This is a genomic window from Lysobacter sp. GQ73 (genome assembly GCF_059758755.1).
Genome location: NZ_JCAXEE010000003.1, coordinates 126,994 through 143,366 on the forward strand (window position 1 = coordinate 126,994; position 16,373 = coordinate 143,366).

The 16,373-nt window shown below is 68.9% G+C and carries 11 protein-coding genes; 9 read left to right on the forward strand and 2 right to left on the reverse strand.

Going from position 1 to position 16,373, the window contains the following annotated elements; all coding sequences use genetic code 11:
• Positions 1-14 precede the first annotated feature (14 nt).
• The 3 genes from AC6CH2_RS10420 to AC6CH2_RS10430 all read left to right on the forward strand — a co-directional run bounded on the left by AC6CH2_RS10420 (position 15) and on the right by AC6CH2_RS10430 (position 1,602).
• On the forward strand, positions 15-446 hold the full coding sequence (locus AC6CH2_RS10420; protein ID WP_498269193.1) for a VOC family protein: 432 nt from the start codon (positions 15-17) through the stop codon (positions 444-446).
• Positions 447-550: 104 nt separating this feature from the next.
• Positions 551-1,288 (forward strand): tRNA (adenosine(37)-N6)-threonylcarbamoyltransferase complex dimerization subunit type 1 TsaB, encoded by a 738-nt coding sequence (tsaB, locus tag AC6CH2_RS10425; RefSeq protein ID WP_498269194.1) that lies wholly within the window; start codon positions 551-553, stop codon positions 1,286-1,288.
• Between the two features lie 74 nt (positions 1,289-1,362).
• Positions 1,363-1,602 (forward strand): hypothetical protein, encoded by a 240-nt coding sequence (locus tag AC6CH2_RS10430; protein ID WP_498269195.1) that lies wholly within the window; start codon positions 1,363-1,365, stop codon positions 1,600-1,602.
• A gap of 216 nt (positions 1,603-1,818) precedes the next feature.
• Here the strand turns inward: AC6CH2_RS10430 and AC6CH2_RS10435 are convergent, their stop codons facing one another.
• Together AC6CH2_RS10435 and gshB are read right to left on the reverse strand one after the other, a co-directional pair.
• On the reverse strand, positions 1,819-2,700 hold the full coding sequence (locus AC6CH2_RS10435) for an energy transducer TonB (RefSeq protein ID WP_498269196.1): 882 nt from the start codon (positions 2,698-2,700) through the stop codon (positions 1,819-1,821).
• The gene (gene gshB / locus AC6CH2_RS10440; protein ID WP_498269197.1) at positions 2,697-3,656 is read right to left on the reverse strand and encodes a glutathione synthase; all 960 of its coding nucleotides are present in this window, start codon (positions 3,654-3,656) and stop codon (positions 2,697-2,699) included. Before gshB ends, AC6CH2_RS10435 begins: the two co-directional genes overlap by 4 nt.
• 336 nt (positions 3,657-3,992) lie before the next feature.
• Between gshB and pilG the strand changes: the two genes are divergently transcribed.
• The 6 genes from pilG (at position 3,993) to AC6CH2_RS10470 (ending at position 16,306) form a co-directional block, all read left to right on the forward strand.
• Positions 3,993-4,391, forward strand: coding sequence for a twitching motility response regulator PilG (gene pilG, locus AC6CH2_RS10445; protein WP_031372856.1), 399 nt, complete (start codon positions 3,993-3,995; stop codon positions 4,389-4,391).
• Between the two features lie 19 nt (positions 4,392-4,410).
• Complete coding sequence (locus tag AC6CH2_RS10450) at positions 4,411-4,776, forward strand: response regulator transcription factor (protein ID WP_435395704.1); 366 nt, start codon at positions 4,411-4,413, stop codon at positions 4,774-4,776.
• Between the two features lie 4 nt (positions 4,777-4,780).
• Positions 4,781-5,332 carry a chemotaxis protein CheW gene (locus tag AC6CH2_RS10455; RefSeq protein ID WP_498269198.1) on the forward strand — a complete coding sequence of 184 codons (552 nt, stop codon included), beginning with the start codon at positions 4,781-4,783 and terminating at the stop codon, positions 5,330-5,332.
• A gap of 50 nt (positions 5,333-5,382) precedes the next feature.
• Positions 5,383-7,401, forward strand: a complete 2,019-nt coding sequence (locus AC6CH2_RS10460; RefSeq protein ID WP_498269199.1) for a methyl-accepting chemotaxis protein — start codon at positions 5,383-5,385, stop codon at positions 7,399-7,401.
• 156 nt (positions 7,402-7,557) lie between these two features.
• Positions 7,558-14,511: an Hpt domain-containing protein gene (locus AC6CH2_RS10465; protein WP_498269200.1), complete on the forward strand. Its 6,954-nt coding sequence runs from the start codon at positions 7,558-7,560 to the stop codon at positions 14,509-14,511.
• The gene (locus tag AC6CH2_RS10470) at positions 14,504-16,306 is read left to right on the forward strand and encodes a chemotaxis protein CheB (protein WP_498269201.1); all 1,803 of its coding nucleotides are present in this window, start codon (positions 14,504-14,506) and stop codon (positions 16,304-16,306) included. The genes AC6CH2_RS10465 and AC6CH2_RS10470 overlap by 8 nt, the downstream gene beginning before the upstream one ends.
• The last annotated feature ends 67 nt before the right edge of the window (positions 16,307-16,373 follow it).

Here is a 16,373-nt window from a genome sequence, read left to right on the forward strand (position 1 = left end):
AGGAGGGCAGGACCATGACGGAACGCAAACCGCGCGTGCACGGCCTGGGGGGCGTGTTCTTCAAGGCCGACGATCCGACCGCGCTGGCGGCCTGGTACGCCAGGCATCTCGACGTCGGCACCGAAAACTGGGGCGGCGCCCTGTTCCCCTGGGGCCGGCTCGATGCCGACGGCCGGGCGACCGGCGAGAAGGGCTATACGCTGTGGTCGCCGTTCAAGGCCGACACCGAGTATTTCCAGCCCAGCAGCAAGCCCTACATGGTGAATTTCCGCGTCGACGACCTCGAATCGACCCTGGCCGGCCTGCGCGAAGAAGGCTGCCAGGTGCTCGACCGCTTCGAGGACGGCGAGCAGGGCAAGTTCGGTTACGTGCTCGACCCCGAAGGCGGCCTGATCGAGCTGTGGCAGCCGAACCCGAACGACCCGGCGGTCGCCGACGGCGAGTGAGGCGCCGCTCCGCCCGCACCGTGCGAGCGCACGCAGCGCGGCGGCCGCGGCACCGCCCGCATGAGACAATCGCGGCGCAAGGCCGCCTTACATCATCGAGCCCCATGAAACTGCTAGCGTTCGAAACCGCCACCGAAGCCTGCTCCGTCGCCTTGTGGCTGGACGGCGAAGTGCGCGAGCGCTTCGAACTGGCGCCGCGCCGCCACGCCGAGCTGTCCTTGCCCTGGGCCGAGCAGTTATTGGCCGAAGCCGGCGTGCGCCGATCCGAACTCGATGCCATCGCGGTCAGCCGCGGCCCCGGCGCGTTCACCGGCGTGCGCCTGGCGATCGCGCTCGCGCAAGGCATCGCCCTGGCGCTGGACCGTCCGATCGTGCCGGTATCGACCCTGGCCGTGCTGGCCCTGCGCGCGCGGGCGCTCGCCGGCGCGAACGCCGGCGCCGATGCGCTTCGTGTGTATGCCGCGATCGATGCGCGCATGGGCGAGGTCTACACCGGCGCCTTCGAATTGCGCGGCGGCGATGCGCGCGCGCTCGACGAAGAAACCGTGGTCGCTCCCGATGCGGCCGCGGTGCCCGGCGATGCCGCCGGCTGGCTCGGCGTCGGCACCGGCTTCGCCGCGGCCCACGGCGCGCTGCAACAGCGGCTCGGCGCGCGTTTCGCCGGGATCGATGCCGAAGCCCTGCCGCATGCGGCCGACCTCGCGCGCTTGGCCGCGCTCGCGTATGCGCGCGGCGAAGCGGTCGCCCCCGAACTGGTCGAGCCGGCCTACCTGCGCAACAACGTCGCCCTGACCATCGCCGAGCAGGTCGCCCTGCGCAGCGAACGCAAGGCCGCACCCTGATTCATCGCGCAGGTTCGCGCAGTCGTTCAGACATGACCGCATGAGTTCGCTCATGTGACTGGAGTTGGATGCTGATGGCGAGGTTTCAGCCCCTCACTTGGCTTTACGATGTGATCGTCGAGGACGAAGGCATTCGCTTCGTGGTTTTCAAGAAACTGACTGCTCACTTTCTCGAAAGGGACCGCATTGAAGAGGTCGTGGAGGTCGGCATGGCCTCGATAGGCTCTTTCTCGGCGTTCAACTTCAAGAGCCGATTTCTTGTCCGATCCTTCATGATCCGCTTGAACGCGGCTGGTTCGCACGCCAAGTATTGATCACCCCTGCCAATGCCGAACAGTTCGAGGCTTGGTTGAGGCGGCACGGAATCGGAGTCAGATAGACATCTTGCAACAGGCCTGACAAGACGGGCGCCGTTATTCGCACGTCCCCACTAATGAAGACGCAGGTGATGAACGCCGTGCTCGGATACGATCAATCAATCCGCGACGGTAGGCCAACGCAAGGCGAGCCGACCCGGGCCATGCAGAGCGTCAATCGTCGACCAGCGACCCGCCCGGCAGGAAGTTCCAGGTGCGGGTGACGTGCAGGACGTCGGGGTTTTCTTCGGTGCGCGGCAGCGGCGGGTAGGGCTCGGCCAGCTTGGCGATGCGCAGGGCCGAGGCGTCGAGCAGGGCGATGCCGCTGCTGCGGATGATGTCGGCGCGTTCGACGCTGCCGTTGCGGCGCACCGCGACGCTGATCACCACTTGCCCGGCGAGCCGGCGGCGGCGGGCTTCGTCGGGGTAGTTGAGGTTGCCGACGCGCTCGACCCGGTCGACCCATTCGCGCAGGTAGCCGGCCCAGGCGTACTCGGTGGTGCTGGCCGAGACGAACTTGCGGGTCGGGCGTTTGGCGTAGCGCTCCGAGCGCATATGGATCTCGGCGGCCAGGCGGGCCATGTCGATGTCGTGTTCGATCTTGCGCGGGCCGGGCGGCAGCGGCCGCTCGGTCGGGGTCTGGGTGCTGCGGTCGCGCGCGGTCACGGTCTCGCCGCGGGTGCTGCTGACCACGCGCGCGACCGGTTCGGGCTGGGCGGTCGGCGACTGGGCGCGCAGCGCCATCTGGGCGACGCCGGCCTCGGCCTGCGGGGCCGGGCCGGACTGGTTGTCGCGCGGGCGCGTGCTCTTGTCGTGCTCGCCGCCGCCCTGGTTGTTGGCCTGGGCCAGGAAGTCGGCCTGCTTGGGCGTCAGCGCGGTCTGGGTCTGGGTCAGGATCACGTCCAGGGTCGGCACGACCGGCGCGGCCTGTTCCAGGGTGTAGCCGACGCCGAGCACGACGATGCCGTGCACCAGCAACGACAGCACCATGGTCGCGCTGAAGCGCTGCGGCCCGGCGATGCCGCCGGCCGGGGAGGCGGGGGCGGCGGCGCTCATGCGGCCTGGGCGGCGACGCGGGCCTCGATCGCGTCGAACAGCAGTCCGGCGATGTTGAGACCGAATTGTTCGTCGAGCTCGCGGATGCAGGTCGGGCTGGTGACGTTGAGCTCGGTCATGTAGTCGCCGATCACGTCCAGGCCGACGAACAGCATGCCGCGGCGCTTCATCTCCGGGCCGACTTCGGCGGCGATCCAGCGGTCGCGCTCGCTGAGCGGGCGGCCTTCGCCGCGGCCGCCGGCGGCGAGGTTGCCGCGGAACTCGTCGCCCTGCGGGATGCGGGCCAGGGCGTAGTCCACCGGCACGCCGTCGACCAGCAGGATGCGCTTGTCGCCGTCGCTGATCTCCGGCAGGTACTTCTGCGCCATGACCAGGTGGCGGCCCCCGTCGGACAGGGTCTCCAGGATCACGTTGACGTTCGGTTCGCCGGCGCGGACGCGGAAGATCGAGCGCCCGCCCATGCCGTCTAGCGGCTTGAGCACGGCTTCCTGGTGGAAGGCGAGGAATTCCTTGACCGCGGCCGCATTGCGGCTGACCAGGGTCGCCGCGCAGCACTGCGGGAACAGCAGGGCGGCGAGCTTTTCGTTGTAGTCGCGCAGGCCCTGCGGGTCGTTGACCACGAAGGCCCCGGCGCGCTGGGCCATGCTCAGGATCTGGGTGTCGTGCAGATACTCGGCGTCGACCGGCGGGTCCTTGCGCATCAGCACAACGTGACCGGCGGTCAATTTGATTTGTGACCAAATCCCCAGTTTGTACCAGCCGCTGGGGTCGTCGCGCACTTCCAGGGCCGTCGCCTTCGCCATCGCATGGCCACCGTGTAGGCTCAGTCCGCCCGGCTGCACGTACCAAAGCCGATGTCCCCGGCGCTGCGCTTCCAGTAGCATGGCGAAGGTCGAGTCCTTGGCGATCTTGATCGACCCGATCGGGTCCATCACGACGACGATGTCCAACGGCATGGGAACGGAATCCTGAAAGATTGACGGCGATGGTAGCAGGCGGGTCGCCGGTATCTGTCATGATGACGGGGTCGGAAACGGTCGCGCTGCGTCCATTTGCGACACGCAGCGATCAACAGGCTACTGCGCGATGCGACGGGGCGACGATGCGCGGACCGGTGAACCGGCCTGCACAACGTTCGGTAGCGCACGGCGAGCCTGGTTCCGGACGACGGAATCGTTGCGTATTCAGTTTCCAGGCACGGAATGCGCGCTTGACAGCCTGCGTGCGGCTTGGAATAAAGACGGCTTCGCGACGCCCGGGGAAATCGGCGTTCGCAATGGGGGATACAAAGAATGCTCGACGAGGTTCGTAGCGGCAGCCTCGATGGTCTAAGGGTCATGGTGATCGACGATTCCAAGACCATCCGTCGAACCGCCGAGACACTGTTGAAACGCGAAGGGTGCGAGGTGGTTACGGCCATCGACGGATTCGAAGCGCTGGCGAAGATCGCCGACCAGCAGCCACAGATCATTTTCGTGGATATCATGATGCCGCGTCTGGACGGTTATCAGACGTGCGCGCTCATCAAGAACAATCAACTGTTCAAGGGCACGCCGGTGATCATGCTGTCTTCGAAGGACGGCCTGTTCGACAAGGCGCGGGGCCGCATCGTCGGGTCCGAGCAATACCTGACCAAGCCTTTTACGCGCGAGGAACTCCTCGACGCGATTCGCAAGCACGTACACGCCTGACCGGGGGGTAAGGCACACCATGGCACGCATCCTGCTTATCGAGGACTCGCCGACGGATACCGCGGTCCTGACCCAGTTGCTTCAGCGCAATGGGCACGAAGTCTTCGCTTCGGGCAGCGCCGAGGACGGCATCGAAGCCTGCAAGCGCGAGTTGCCGGACCTGGTGATGATGGACGTGGTGTTGCCGGGCATGAACGGATTCCAGGCCACGCGCGCGCTCAGCCGCGACGCGCAGACCAGCGCGATCCCGGTCCTGATCGTGAGCACCAAGGGCATGGACACCGATCGCGCCTGGGGCATGCGCCAGGGCGCGCGCGACTACATCGTCAAACCGCCGCGCGAGGACGAACTGATCGCGCGGATCAACGCATTGCTGGGTAACTGAAACGATGACGCTCAAGCCGCCGTTCGATGTGCTGACCGATTACGAGCGCCGCAGTCTGGCGCACGTGCCCGGGCTGCCCGAACAGCTCGACGCGCCCGGCCTGTGGCGCGGCGTCGGCTACCGCATCGGCGAACGGCGCCTGGCGTCGACCTTCGCCGAGGTGGTGGAAATCCTGTCGCTGCCGCAGGTCACCCACGTCCCCGGCTCGCAGCCGTGGATGCTCGGCCTGGCCAACGTCCGCGGCAACCTGCTGCCGATCGTCGACCTCAAGCAGTTCCTGGAAGGCGAGCGCACGGTGCTGCACGAGGGCCAGCGCATCCTGCTGGTCCGCCAGCCCGGCGGCGACGTCGCGGTGCTGATCGACGAGCTCTACGGCCAGCGCAGCTTCCACGATCAGCAGCAGATCGCTCTCGATGAAGGCGCCGAGCAGGGTCTCACCGAGGGCCGCTACGCGTATTTCATCGACCGGGCCTACCGCCTGGACGACCGGTACTGGGGCATCTTCAGCCTCGACCGCCTGGCCCGCACTCCCGAATTCCGACAAGCAGCGGCCTGAGCCGCTCCCTTCATCAGCCCGACTAGTAAGTTCACCGAGGTTTGCGAACCATGAGCACTGTGATGGACAACGCCGGCAAGAGCCGCCTTCTGGGCGCCAACACCTGGCTGATCGTACTGGCCGTATCGGTGCTGGTGTTCGGTCTCAACACAGGCTATGCGACCTGGAAAGGCGCCAGGCTCGGCGGCGCCGGTTCGGCGGCCTCGAACCTTCAGGTGAACTCGCAGAAGCTCGCCATTCAAGGCCGCGAAGCGGTCGGCGGCGCGAAGGACGCGTTCGCCGAGTTCAAGAAGACCAAGGCCGCGATCGACGAAGACGTGCAGACGCTCAACGCCAACTTCGGCGACACCGCCGGCGTGTCGGGCCCGATCGGCGTGGTCACCAAGAGCTGGCAGCCGCTGGGCCAGAGCGCCGAACAGGTGATCGCGAGCGAGAAGGCGGTGCTGGCTCTGGCCGGCAATGCCGACAGCTTCTCCAGCCGCGTGCCGCAGCTGCAGGCGCGCCTGGACGAACTGGTTCGCGCCATGTCGGCCTCCGGCTCGCCGTCCTCGCAGGTCTACATCGCCCTGCGCCAGGTCGTGCTGTCGGCGACCATGGCCCGACGCATCACCGAAATCCGCGCCGGCGGCAGCGGCGCCGGCATGGCCGGCGAAGCGCTGGTCCGCGACGCCACCGTGTTCGGCAACGTCCTGACCGGCCTGCGCAAGGGCGACACCTCGTTCGGCGTGACCGCGCTGTCCAACTCCAGCGCGCTGGCCGCGCTCGGCCAGGCCGAGGCGTTGTGGCTGGAAATGAAGAAGGACCTCGACGCGATCTCGGCCAGCTCCAAGGACCTGTTCCAGGCCCAGGCCGCGGCCGAGTCGATCACCAGCGGCTCGGAACGGCTGTTGAGCGAAAGCGAAACGCTGTTCAGCGCCTTCACCGCGTTCGGCTCGCTGCGCGACAAGAGCGTGTTCGGCAATCTGTGGCTGTCGATCATCTCCGGCCTGGCCGCGCTGGTCGCGATCGCCGGCTTGCTGTTCTCGCTGAACTACGCCCAGCAGCGCCGCTACCAGACCACCAAGGAACTCAACGACCGCAACCAGGAGGCCATCATGCGCCTGCTGGACGAAATGGGTTCGCTCGCAGAAGGCGACCTGACGGTCAAGGCGACGGTGACCGAGGACATGACCGGCGCGATTGCCGACTCGATCAACTTCGCCGTCGAGCAGCTGCGCAGCCTGGTGCAGACCATTACCGACACCTCGGTGCAGGTCGCCTCTTCGGCCCAGGAAACCCAGGCCACCGCGATGCACCTGGCCGAAGCGGCCGAACACCAGGCCCAGGAGATCAACTCCGCCTCCGACCGCATCAGCGAAATCGCCGCCTCGATCGACCAGGTCTCGAAGAACTCGGCCGAGTCGGCCGACGTGGCGCAGCGCTCGGTGCAGATCGCGACCAAGGGTGCGGGCGTGGTGCGGCAGACGATTCAGGGCATGGACTCGATCCGCGACCAGATCCAGGAAACCTCGAAGCGAATCAAGCGCCTGGGCGAAAGCTCGCAGGAAATCGGCTCAATCGTCGAACTGATCAACGACATCTCGGAACAGACCAACATCCTGGCGTTGAACGCGGCCATCCAGGCGGCGTCGGCGGGCGAGGCGGGCCGCGGCTTCGCGGTCGTGGCCGACGAAGTGCAGCGACTCGCAGAACGCGCCTCGAACGCAACCAAGCGAATCGAGACGCTGGTCCAGACAATTCAGTCCGACACCAACGAAGCTGTCAGCTCGATGGAACAGACGACCTCGGAAGTGGTCGCGGGTGCGCGCCTGGCCGAGGACGCCGGTACCGCGCTGGGCGAGATCGAAAAGGTGTCGTCCGACTTGTCGAACCTCATTCAGGGCATTTCCAGTGCGGCCCAGCAGCAGTCCAGCGCCGCCTCGAACATCACCCAGACCATGAACACGATTCAGCAGATCACCTCGCAGACCTCGCAAGGCGCCAACCAGACCGCAGCGTCGATTGGAAACCTGGCGCAACTGGCGGCCGACCTGCGCCGTTCGGTCGCCGACTTCAAGCTGCCGGCCTGACCCGGCGGCAGCCGAGACACGACGCGGCGCTTTGAAACGGCGGCTTTGGGACGGGATTAAAAGAAGGGTTGTATCGAGGATGAAGCTTCCGACACATCGCTGGCAGAGCCACGGTCCGCGTCTGCGACGCGGTCCCGCCGACAGGCGGGTCGCGTCATGACCGCGTTGCGCGAAGCGATCGACACCACCACGCTGGGCTGGATCAAGCCCGAGCTGGACGAAACCCTGCGCCAGGCGCGCCAGGAGATCGAGGCATTCGCCGAAGATCCCGCCGACGCCGCGCGCATGCGGGTCTGCGCGAACCATCTGCACCAGGTGCACGGCACCTTGCGGATGGTCGAGCTGTACGCGCCGGCGATGGTCGCCGAGGAAATGGAGCGTCTGGCCATCGCCCTGCAGCAGGGCCAGGTCGCCGACCGCGACGAGGCCTGCGCGGCGCTGATGCGCGGCGTGGTGCTGCTGCCCGACTACCTGGAACGATTGCAGGGCGGGCATCGGGACATTCCGATCGTGCTGCTGCCGCTGCTCAACGAGCTGCGCGCCACGCGCGGCGAGTCCGGGCTCAACGAAAGCGTCCTGTTCGCCCCCAATCTCGACCGACCGCTGCCGGCGCATCTGCCGCCGCCGCTGCCGGTCGGCAGCGCCGCCGGCCGCAACGCCAGCGCGCCGCATCTGGCCTCGCTGCGCGACGCCCTGGCCGGCTGGCCGGAAGACGGCGCGCCCTCGAACCCGGCCCAGCTCGCCTCCGCGATCGACGGCCTGCTCGCCGACGTCGTGCTGGAACCGGTGCGGCGCATGTTGTGGGTGGCCTCGTCGGTCGCCCACGCCCTGCGCGACGGCGCCCTGCCGGCCACCCGCGCCCTGCGCCAGGCCTTCGGCGGCGTCGACCGCGAAGCGCGGCAGATGCTGTCCGACGACGGCTTCAGCGCGCCGCGCGGCGAACCCGCGGCCGAGCCGACCCGTCAGCTGCTGTATCACGTCGCCCACAGCGACGGCCGCCATCCGGCGCTCGACGACCTGCGCCAGACCTTCGAACTCGCCGCGCACCTGCCCAGCGAGTCGGAACTCGAACACGCCCGCGGCAGCCTCAGCGGGCGCAACCGCGCCCTGCTCGACACCGTTGCGGCGGCGATCAAGGAAGACCTGCTGCGGGTCAAGGACGCCCTCGACCTGCACCTGCGCACCAATCAGACCGACCCCGGCGAACTGCGCCCTCAGGTCGACGCGCTGGCCCGGGTCAGCGATACGCTGGGCATGATGGGGCTGGGCATGGCCCGCACCGTGGTGCTGCAGCAGCGCGAAGCCATGCACGAAATCGTCGAGGGCCGCCGCGCCGCCGACGAGGGCACCTTGCTCGACGTGGCCGGCGCCTTGCTCTATGTCGACGCCTCGCTGGACGACCAGGTCTCGCGCCTGGGCCTGCCGGACGACAAGGCCGAAGAGGACCTGCTCGCCGGCGAGGCGCGCAAGGTGCTCGACGTGGTCGCCCGCGAAGCCATCGCCAACTTCGGCGACGCGCGCCAGTCCTTCGTCGCCTTCGTCGAAACCAAGTGGGACCACGACGAACTGACCGAAGTGCCGCGCGTGCTCGACGAAGTCGCCGGCGCCTTGCGCATGATCGAACTGCCGCTGGCGGCGGACTACCTGACCGGGGTCAAGCGCTACACCGAAGTCGAACTGATCGGACGCCGCCGCGTGCCCAGCGGCCAGCAGCTCGACACCCTGGCCGATGCGCTGGCGAGCCTGGAGTACTACCTTGAGGCGCTGCGCGAGCAGCGCCCGAACCGCGACGACATCCTGGACATCGCCCGCCAGAGCCTGGAAACCCTGCGCTACTGGCCGCTGCCGGACGTGATCAGGGTCGAACCGGCGGCCGAAGCCGCAGCGCCCGCGGCGCCGGTCGACGCATCGCAGGCCGACGCAACGCAGGCGCCGGCGGTCGAGACTTCGGCGGCCGAAGCCGCCGCCACCGACGGCCTCGAGTCGTCCGATAGCGAACCGACGCTCGCAGCGCCGTTCTCGGTGGAAGCCTCTGCGGCCGACACCGCCGAAGCGACCGCGGCGGCGCACGCCGAGGCCGTCGCCTCGGACGCCGAAAGCGAATCCACCGCGGCCGAAACCTCCGTGGCCGAGGCCGGCATTGCCGCAGCCGGCGCAGACACGGCGACCCCGGCGCATGCCGGCGGCGCGCTGATCGACGCCACCCTGCTCGACGCGGTGCCCGACGCGCCGCCGTCGATGCTCGGCCAGTCGGCCGCGACCGGCGGCTTCGAACAGGTCGACGACATCGACGACGAAGTGCGCGAGATCTTCCTCGAGGAATTCGAAGAGGAAATCGCCAACCTCGACAACCTGCTGCCGGCCTGGCGCGAAGCGCCGGACGATCTGGCGCGCGTGCAGCCGGTGCGGCGCGTGTTCCACACCCTCAAGGGCAGCGGCCGCCTGGTCGGCGCGCGTACCCTGGGCGAGTTCAGCTGGAACATCGAAAACCTGCTCAACCGCGTGCGCGAACACGGCCGCGCGGCGAGCCCGGAAGTGATCGACCTGGTCGAGCACGCCCATCGCGCGCTGCCGGGCTTCTACGCCGCCCTGCGCAACCAGGGCCCGCTGACGGTCGACGTCGCCGGCATCGAGGCGCACGCCGATCTGCTCGCGACCGGCGAAGAGGCATTCTATAAGCCGCCGCAAGCTGCCGTCGAAGCCGAAGCCGTGGCCGCGCCGGCGATCGACGGGCCTTACGTGCCGGCCTCGGTCGACCCGGTCCTGCTCGAAATCCTCGACGGCGAAGTGGCCGGCCACCTGGTCACCATCGAAGCCTGGCTGGCGGCCTCGCAGCCGCATCCGCAGCGCGCCAACGACGGTCTGCAGCGTTCGATCCACACCTTGAACGGCGCCTTCGCGATGACCGAAGTGCCGGTCATCACCGACGTCACCGCGCCGACCGAAGCCTACGTCAAGCGCCTGCTCGCCAGCGCCGCGCCGGCCAGCGCCGAAGGCGTGGCCGCGTTGGCCGCGGTGGCCGACGCCATCCGCCGCACGGTCGAGGCGCTGAAGTCGCCGACCCCGCACGTGCCGATGTTCCTCGGCCTGCCCGAACGCATCGCCGCGCTGCGCGACAGCCTGCCCGACGCGCGCTCGCCGATGATCGCCGAGGAGATCTACCACGACGAGGTCCTGCCGGAAGGCCAGGATCTGTCGGAGCTCACCGTCAACGACCTCAGCGCGTTCGGCAATTACGATCCCGCGCGCGAATTCGGCCAGGCCGACGGCGATGCCGCCGCGCCGAAGCCGGTCTCGAGGACCGATTTCGACGGCGACGAACTGAGCCTGGGGCTCGATCTGCTGCCGAGCGGTTTCGCCGACAGCACCCTGGAGGTCGCGCGTCTCGAGGCCGAGCGCGCCGAAGCGGCTCGTCTTGAGGACGAGCGCTTCGAAGCCGAACGCCTGGCTGCCGAGCAGGCCGAGGCCGAACGCCTCGAAGCCGAGCGCCTCGAAGCCGAACGTCTGGCCGCCGAACAGGCCGAAGCCGAGCGTCTCGAAGCCGAGCGCCTGGCCGCCGAGCAAGCCGAAGCCGAGCGCCTCGAAGCCGAACGTCTGGCCGCCGAACAGGCCGAAGCCGAGCGTCTCGAAGCCGAGCGCCTGGCTGCCGCACAGGCCGAAGCCGAGCGTCTCGAAGCCGAACGCCTGGCTGCCGAACAGGCCGAAGCCGAGCGTCTCGAAGCCGAGCGCCTGGCTGCCGAACAGGCCGAAGCCGAGCGTCTCGAGGCCGAACGCCTGGCCGCAGAGCGAGCCGAAGCCGAGCGTCTCGAAGCCGAACGCTTGGCCGCCGAACAGGCCGAAGCTGAGCGTCTCGAGGCCGAACGCCTGGCCGCCGAGCGGGCCGAGGCCGAGCGTCTTGAAGCCGAACGCTTGGCCGCCGAGCAAGCCGAAGCCGAACGTCTCGAAGCCGAGCGCCTGGCTGCCGAACAGGCCGAAGCCGAGCGTCTCGAGGCCGAACGCCTGGCCGTCGAGCGGGCCGAGGCCGAGCGTCTTGAAGCCGAACGCCTGGAAGCCGAGCGTCTGGCCGAGGAAGAACGTCTCGAATACGAGCGTCTCGAAGCCGAGTACGCCGCCGAAGCCCAGCGCGCCGAACAGGCCCGCCTGGAAGAAGCGGCGCGCCTCGAGGCCGAACGCATCGCCGCCGAACAGACCGAAGCCGAGCGCCTCGAAGCCGAGCGCCTCGCCGCCGAGCGGGCCGAGGCCGAACGTCTCGAAGCCGAGCAGGCCGAAGCCCAGCGTCTCGAAGCCGAACGCCTCGCCGCCGAGCAGGCCGAGACCGAACGTCTTGAAGCCGAGCGCCTGGCCGCCGAGCAGGCCGAAGCCGAACGCATCGCTGCAGAACGCGCCGAAGCCGAGCGCGCTGAAGCCGAGCGTCTGGAATACGAACGTCTCGAAGCCGAGTACGCCGAAGCCGACCGCATCGCACGCGAGCAGGCCGAGACCGACGCCCAAGCCGATGCCGAACAGCCCGCGACCGATCTGGCCCAGGCCCGTCTCGACGACCGCGGCACCGACAGCGAAGCCGCGGCCAACGACAACGACGAAGCGCCCAGTGCCGAGGTCGAGCGTCCGGCCGCAGCGGTGTCCGCGGGCGCCAGCGCGGCGGTGCAGACCGGTATCGCCGCCGGCGTGCCGGCGGCGTTGGCCGCGATCTTCGCGCACGCCTCCAACGCCAATCCCGACCCGGACGAAGCGCTCGACGTCAGCGAGCTCGATCCCGAACTCGTCGACATCTTCGTTGAAGAGGGCGGCGACCTGCTCGATCATTCCGACGGCCTGCTCGCGCAACTGCGCGAGACCCCGGGCGAACGCGAGCCGCTGGTCGGGCTGCAGCGCGATCTGCACACCCTCAAGGGCGGCGCGCGCATGGCCGGCATCATGGCCGTGGGCGAACTCGGTCACGTCATGGAGTCGCTGCTCGAAGCGGTCGTCGACCATCGAACCGAACTCGGTCGCGACGGCCTGGTCCTGCTCGAACGCGGTTTCGACCGCCTGCACGCCATGGTCACCCGGGTGGGCACCGGCCGCGCGATCGCGATGCCGGAAGCGTTGATCTCGGTGTTCGAAGCGCGCTGGCGCGGCGAGGCGATGCCGAGCTTCGCCGGTCTGGAACCGGTCGAAGCCGAGGCCGCCCAGCCGCAGTCGCAGTCCAAGCCGGACGCGTCCGAACAGGACGGCCTCAAGCCGCTCTCGGCGCCGATCATCGACGCGCCGCTCGGCGACGAAGACGAGATCGGCGTGCGGGCGCCGCAGGAACAGGTGCGCATCCGCGCCGACCTGCTCGACCGCCTGGTCAACTACGCCGGCGAAGTCGCGATCTATCGCGCCCGCCTGGAGCAGCAGCTGGGTGCGTTCCGCGGCGCGATCGCGGAAATGGCGCAGACCAACCTGCGTATGCGCGACCAGTTGCGCCGCCTGGAAATCGAAACCGAAGCGCAGATCATCGCGCGCTACCAGCGCGAGGGCGATGCGGGCGACCAGTCGTTCGATCCGCTGGAACTCGACCGCTTCTCGACCCTGCAACAGCTGTCGCGCGCGCTGACCGAATCGGCGGCCGACCAGAACAGCCTGCAGAACACCCTCGACGACCTGACCCGTCAGTACGAAACCCTGCTGTTGCAGCAGTCGCGAGTCAGCTCGGAGTTGCAGGAAGGCCTCATGCGCACGCGCATGGTGCCGTTCGACACCCTGCTGCCGCGCCTGCGCCGCGTGGTCCGCCAGGCGTCCAGCGAGCTCGGCAAGCAGGTCACGCTCAAGCTCGAAGGCACCCAGGGCGAACTCGATCGCAACGTGCTCGAACGCATGACCGCGCCGCTGGAGCACATGCTCCGCAACGCCGTCGCGCATGGCCTGGAGCGTCCGGAACAGCGCCGCGCCGCCGGCAAGCCGGAAGAAGGCACGGTGCGCATCGCGGTGCGCCGCGAAGGTTCGGAAGTCGTGCTCGAAGTGGCCGACGACGGCGCCGGTCTCGATCGCGCGGCGATCCGCCGCCGCGGCGAGGAACGCGGCCTGGTCCGCGCCGACGCGGTCATCGCCGAAGCCGACCTGGACTCGCTGATCCTCGAACCGGGCTTCTCCACCGCCGACGAGGTCAGCCGCCTCGCCGGCCGCGGCGTCGGCATGGACGTGGTCGCCAGCGAAGTCCGCCAGCTCGGCGGCACCCTGGACATCCACTCGCGTCCGGGCCACGGCGTCCACTTCACCCTGCGCTTGCCGCAGACGCTCGCGGTCACCCAGGCGGTGTTCGTGCGCATCGGCGACATCACCTTCGCCGTGCCGATCGCTTCGGTGCGCGGCGTCGGCCGCCTGTCGCGCGAACTGCTCGACGCGGGCGAGGCGAACTACCGTTACGGCGGCGAGGACTATGTCGTCCACGACCTCGGCACCCTGATCGGCCACGCGCCGGCCAAGGCCGAAGGCCAGCTGCAGATGCCGTTGCTGCTGATCCGCTCCGGCGATCTGCGCGCCGCCATCACCATCGACCAGGTCATCGGCAACCGCGAAATCGTGGTCAAGCCGGTCGGCCCGCAGGTGGCGTCGGTGCCGGGCATCTTCGGCGCGACCATCATGGGCGACGGCCGCGTGGTGGTGATCCTCGACGTCGCGCCGCTGGTGCGCCGCCGCACCGCGCAGTTGCTCGACTTCGCCCAGGTGGTCGAACCGCCGCCGGCCCCGGCGGAAACCCGCCGCGTGCCGCTGGTGATGGTGGTCGACGACTCGGTGACGATGCGCAAGGTCACCGGCCGCGTGCTCGAACGCCACAACTTCGAGGTCATCACCGCGAAGGACGGCATCGATGCGCTCGAACGCATGGCCGAGCGCGTGCCCGACCTGATGCTGCTCGACATCGAAATGCCGCGCATGGACGGATACGAGCTGGCCACGCAGATGAAGGCCGACGCGCGCATGCGCGACGTGCCGATCGTGATGATCACCTCGCGTACCGGCGAAAAGCATCGCCAGCGTGCGTTCGAGATCGGTGTCGAGCGTTACCTCGGCAAGCCTTATCAGGAGCTTGAATTGATCCGCAACGTGTTCGAACTGCTCGGAATCGCGCGTCATCATGGCTGAAGCAGAACGTCGCGTAGCGTTGTTGGCGCGGGCCGGCGTGGCCTGCGACCGTTTGCGCAGCGCGCTCGGCGATGCCGGCGCGAACCTGGTGCTGGTGGGCGACCCGACCGCGCTGGAACCGGACGCGCTCGACGCCGCCGATCCGGACGTGGTCGTGGTGGTGCTCGACCCGGCCACCGAGGACGCGCTGGACCGTTTCGAGAACCTGCTGGTCGATCCTTCGATCGAGGTGATCTTCGAGGAAGCCGAACTGACGGTGTCGCGCGAGGGTTGGGACGAGGCGCGTTGGGCGCGCCATCTCAGCGCCAAGCTGCACCGCCACGACGACGTGTTGCCGCCGGGCCGCGAGCCCGAGCCGGAACCCGATCCGATGCTGATCTCGACCGGGTTCGAGCGACCGCTCGCGGCGGGATCGCCGCTGGCGCAGGAGCCGGTCGGGTTCGATCCGGCGTCGGCCGAGACCTCGCTCGACCCGCTGTCGTTCGTCGCCGCCGAACAGATTGGCGAACTGGCGCGGGTCGCACCGTCGCCGCCGCCGGTCGAGGACGATATCGAGTTCCTCACCGCCGAAGCGGCGATCGAGGACGATGCCGAACGGCTCGACATCGATGAAATCGTCGCCGAACCGCTCGAAACCGAAGAGTTCGCCGCTACCGAAGAGCTCGTCGCCACCGAAGCGGTCGTGGCCGACGACTTCGACCTGGGCCATCTGACCCTGGAAGCGGTCGACAGCCGGGACGACGTCCCGGGCAACGCCGCGCCGTATTCGCCGACGCTCGAGGAGTGGGTGGAGCCGGCCGCGGCGCAGGCCGACGTGCCCGCACTCGACGAAGCCGGGCTCGGCGATCTGGAAGTGTGGCGCGCGCCGCCGCAGGACCAGGTCCGCGAGCTGTTCGATTTCGACAGCGCTTTCTCGATCCAGGACGACAAGCCCGAACCCGGGTTCGAATCCGAGTCGGCGCCGACGGTCGCGCCGCTCGATTTCGACGACGGCCGCAACGAACGCGCCGCCGCCGAAGCGCGCAACTTCGAGAGCGATTTCGAATTCGATTTGAACGAAGACCTGCCGGCGGCGCCGAAAGCGCCGCTGCCGCCAGCGCCGGCAGTGCCGGACTGGTCGTTCAGCGACGAGGCCAGTCTGGTCAGCGCGGCCACCGGCCAGAGCGGCGCGCACGGCAACGCCGGCGTCGGCAAACACGATCTAGACGAAATCGAGCGGCGTATTTCCAGCCTCGAGCTGGTCGACGACAGCCAGCCCGTCTCGACCCGCAACGGCGCCGTGCTGGTGCTCGCCGGCATCGGCGGACCCGATGCGGTGCGCCAATTGCTCGGCGCGCTGCCGGAGAATTTCGGTCGGCCGGTGCTGGTGCAGCAGCGCCTAGACGGCGGCCGCTACGACAAGCTGGTCGCGCAGATGCAGCGCGCCACCTCGGTGCTGGTCAAGCTCGCCGAAGCCGGCACGCGCACCATCGACGGGGTGATCTACATCCTGCCGGCGGGGCTCGGCATCGAAGTCGGCGACAACGGCATCCAGTTCGTCGAAGGCGGCGAAGTGCTCGACGTCTTGCCGGCTTCCGACAGTGCGGTGTTGTTGTTCAGCGGCGCCGACCCGGCCCAGGTCGACACGGCGATGACGCTGTCCGCGCACGGCGCGATGGTCGCCGGCCAGTCGCCCGACGGTTGCTACGATGCGGCCGCCGCCAGCGCGGCGATCGCGCGCGGCGCCGGCAGCGGTCAGCCGGCCGAGCTCGCCGCCAAGCTGGCCTCGCGCTGGTCGGCGCAGAGCGCGATTTGAGGCGCCGGCCAAGCGCTTGAACGCCGTCGCCAGGCGCGACGGCACCGAATCCCGGATTCCGGCGTCA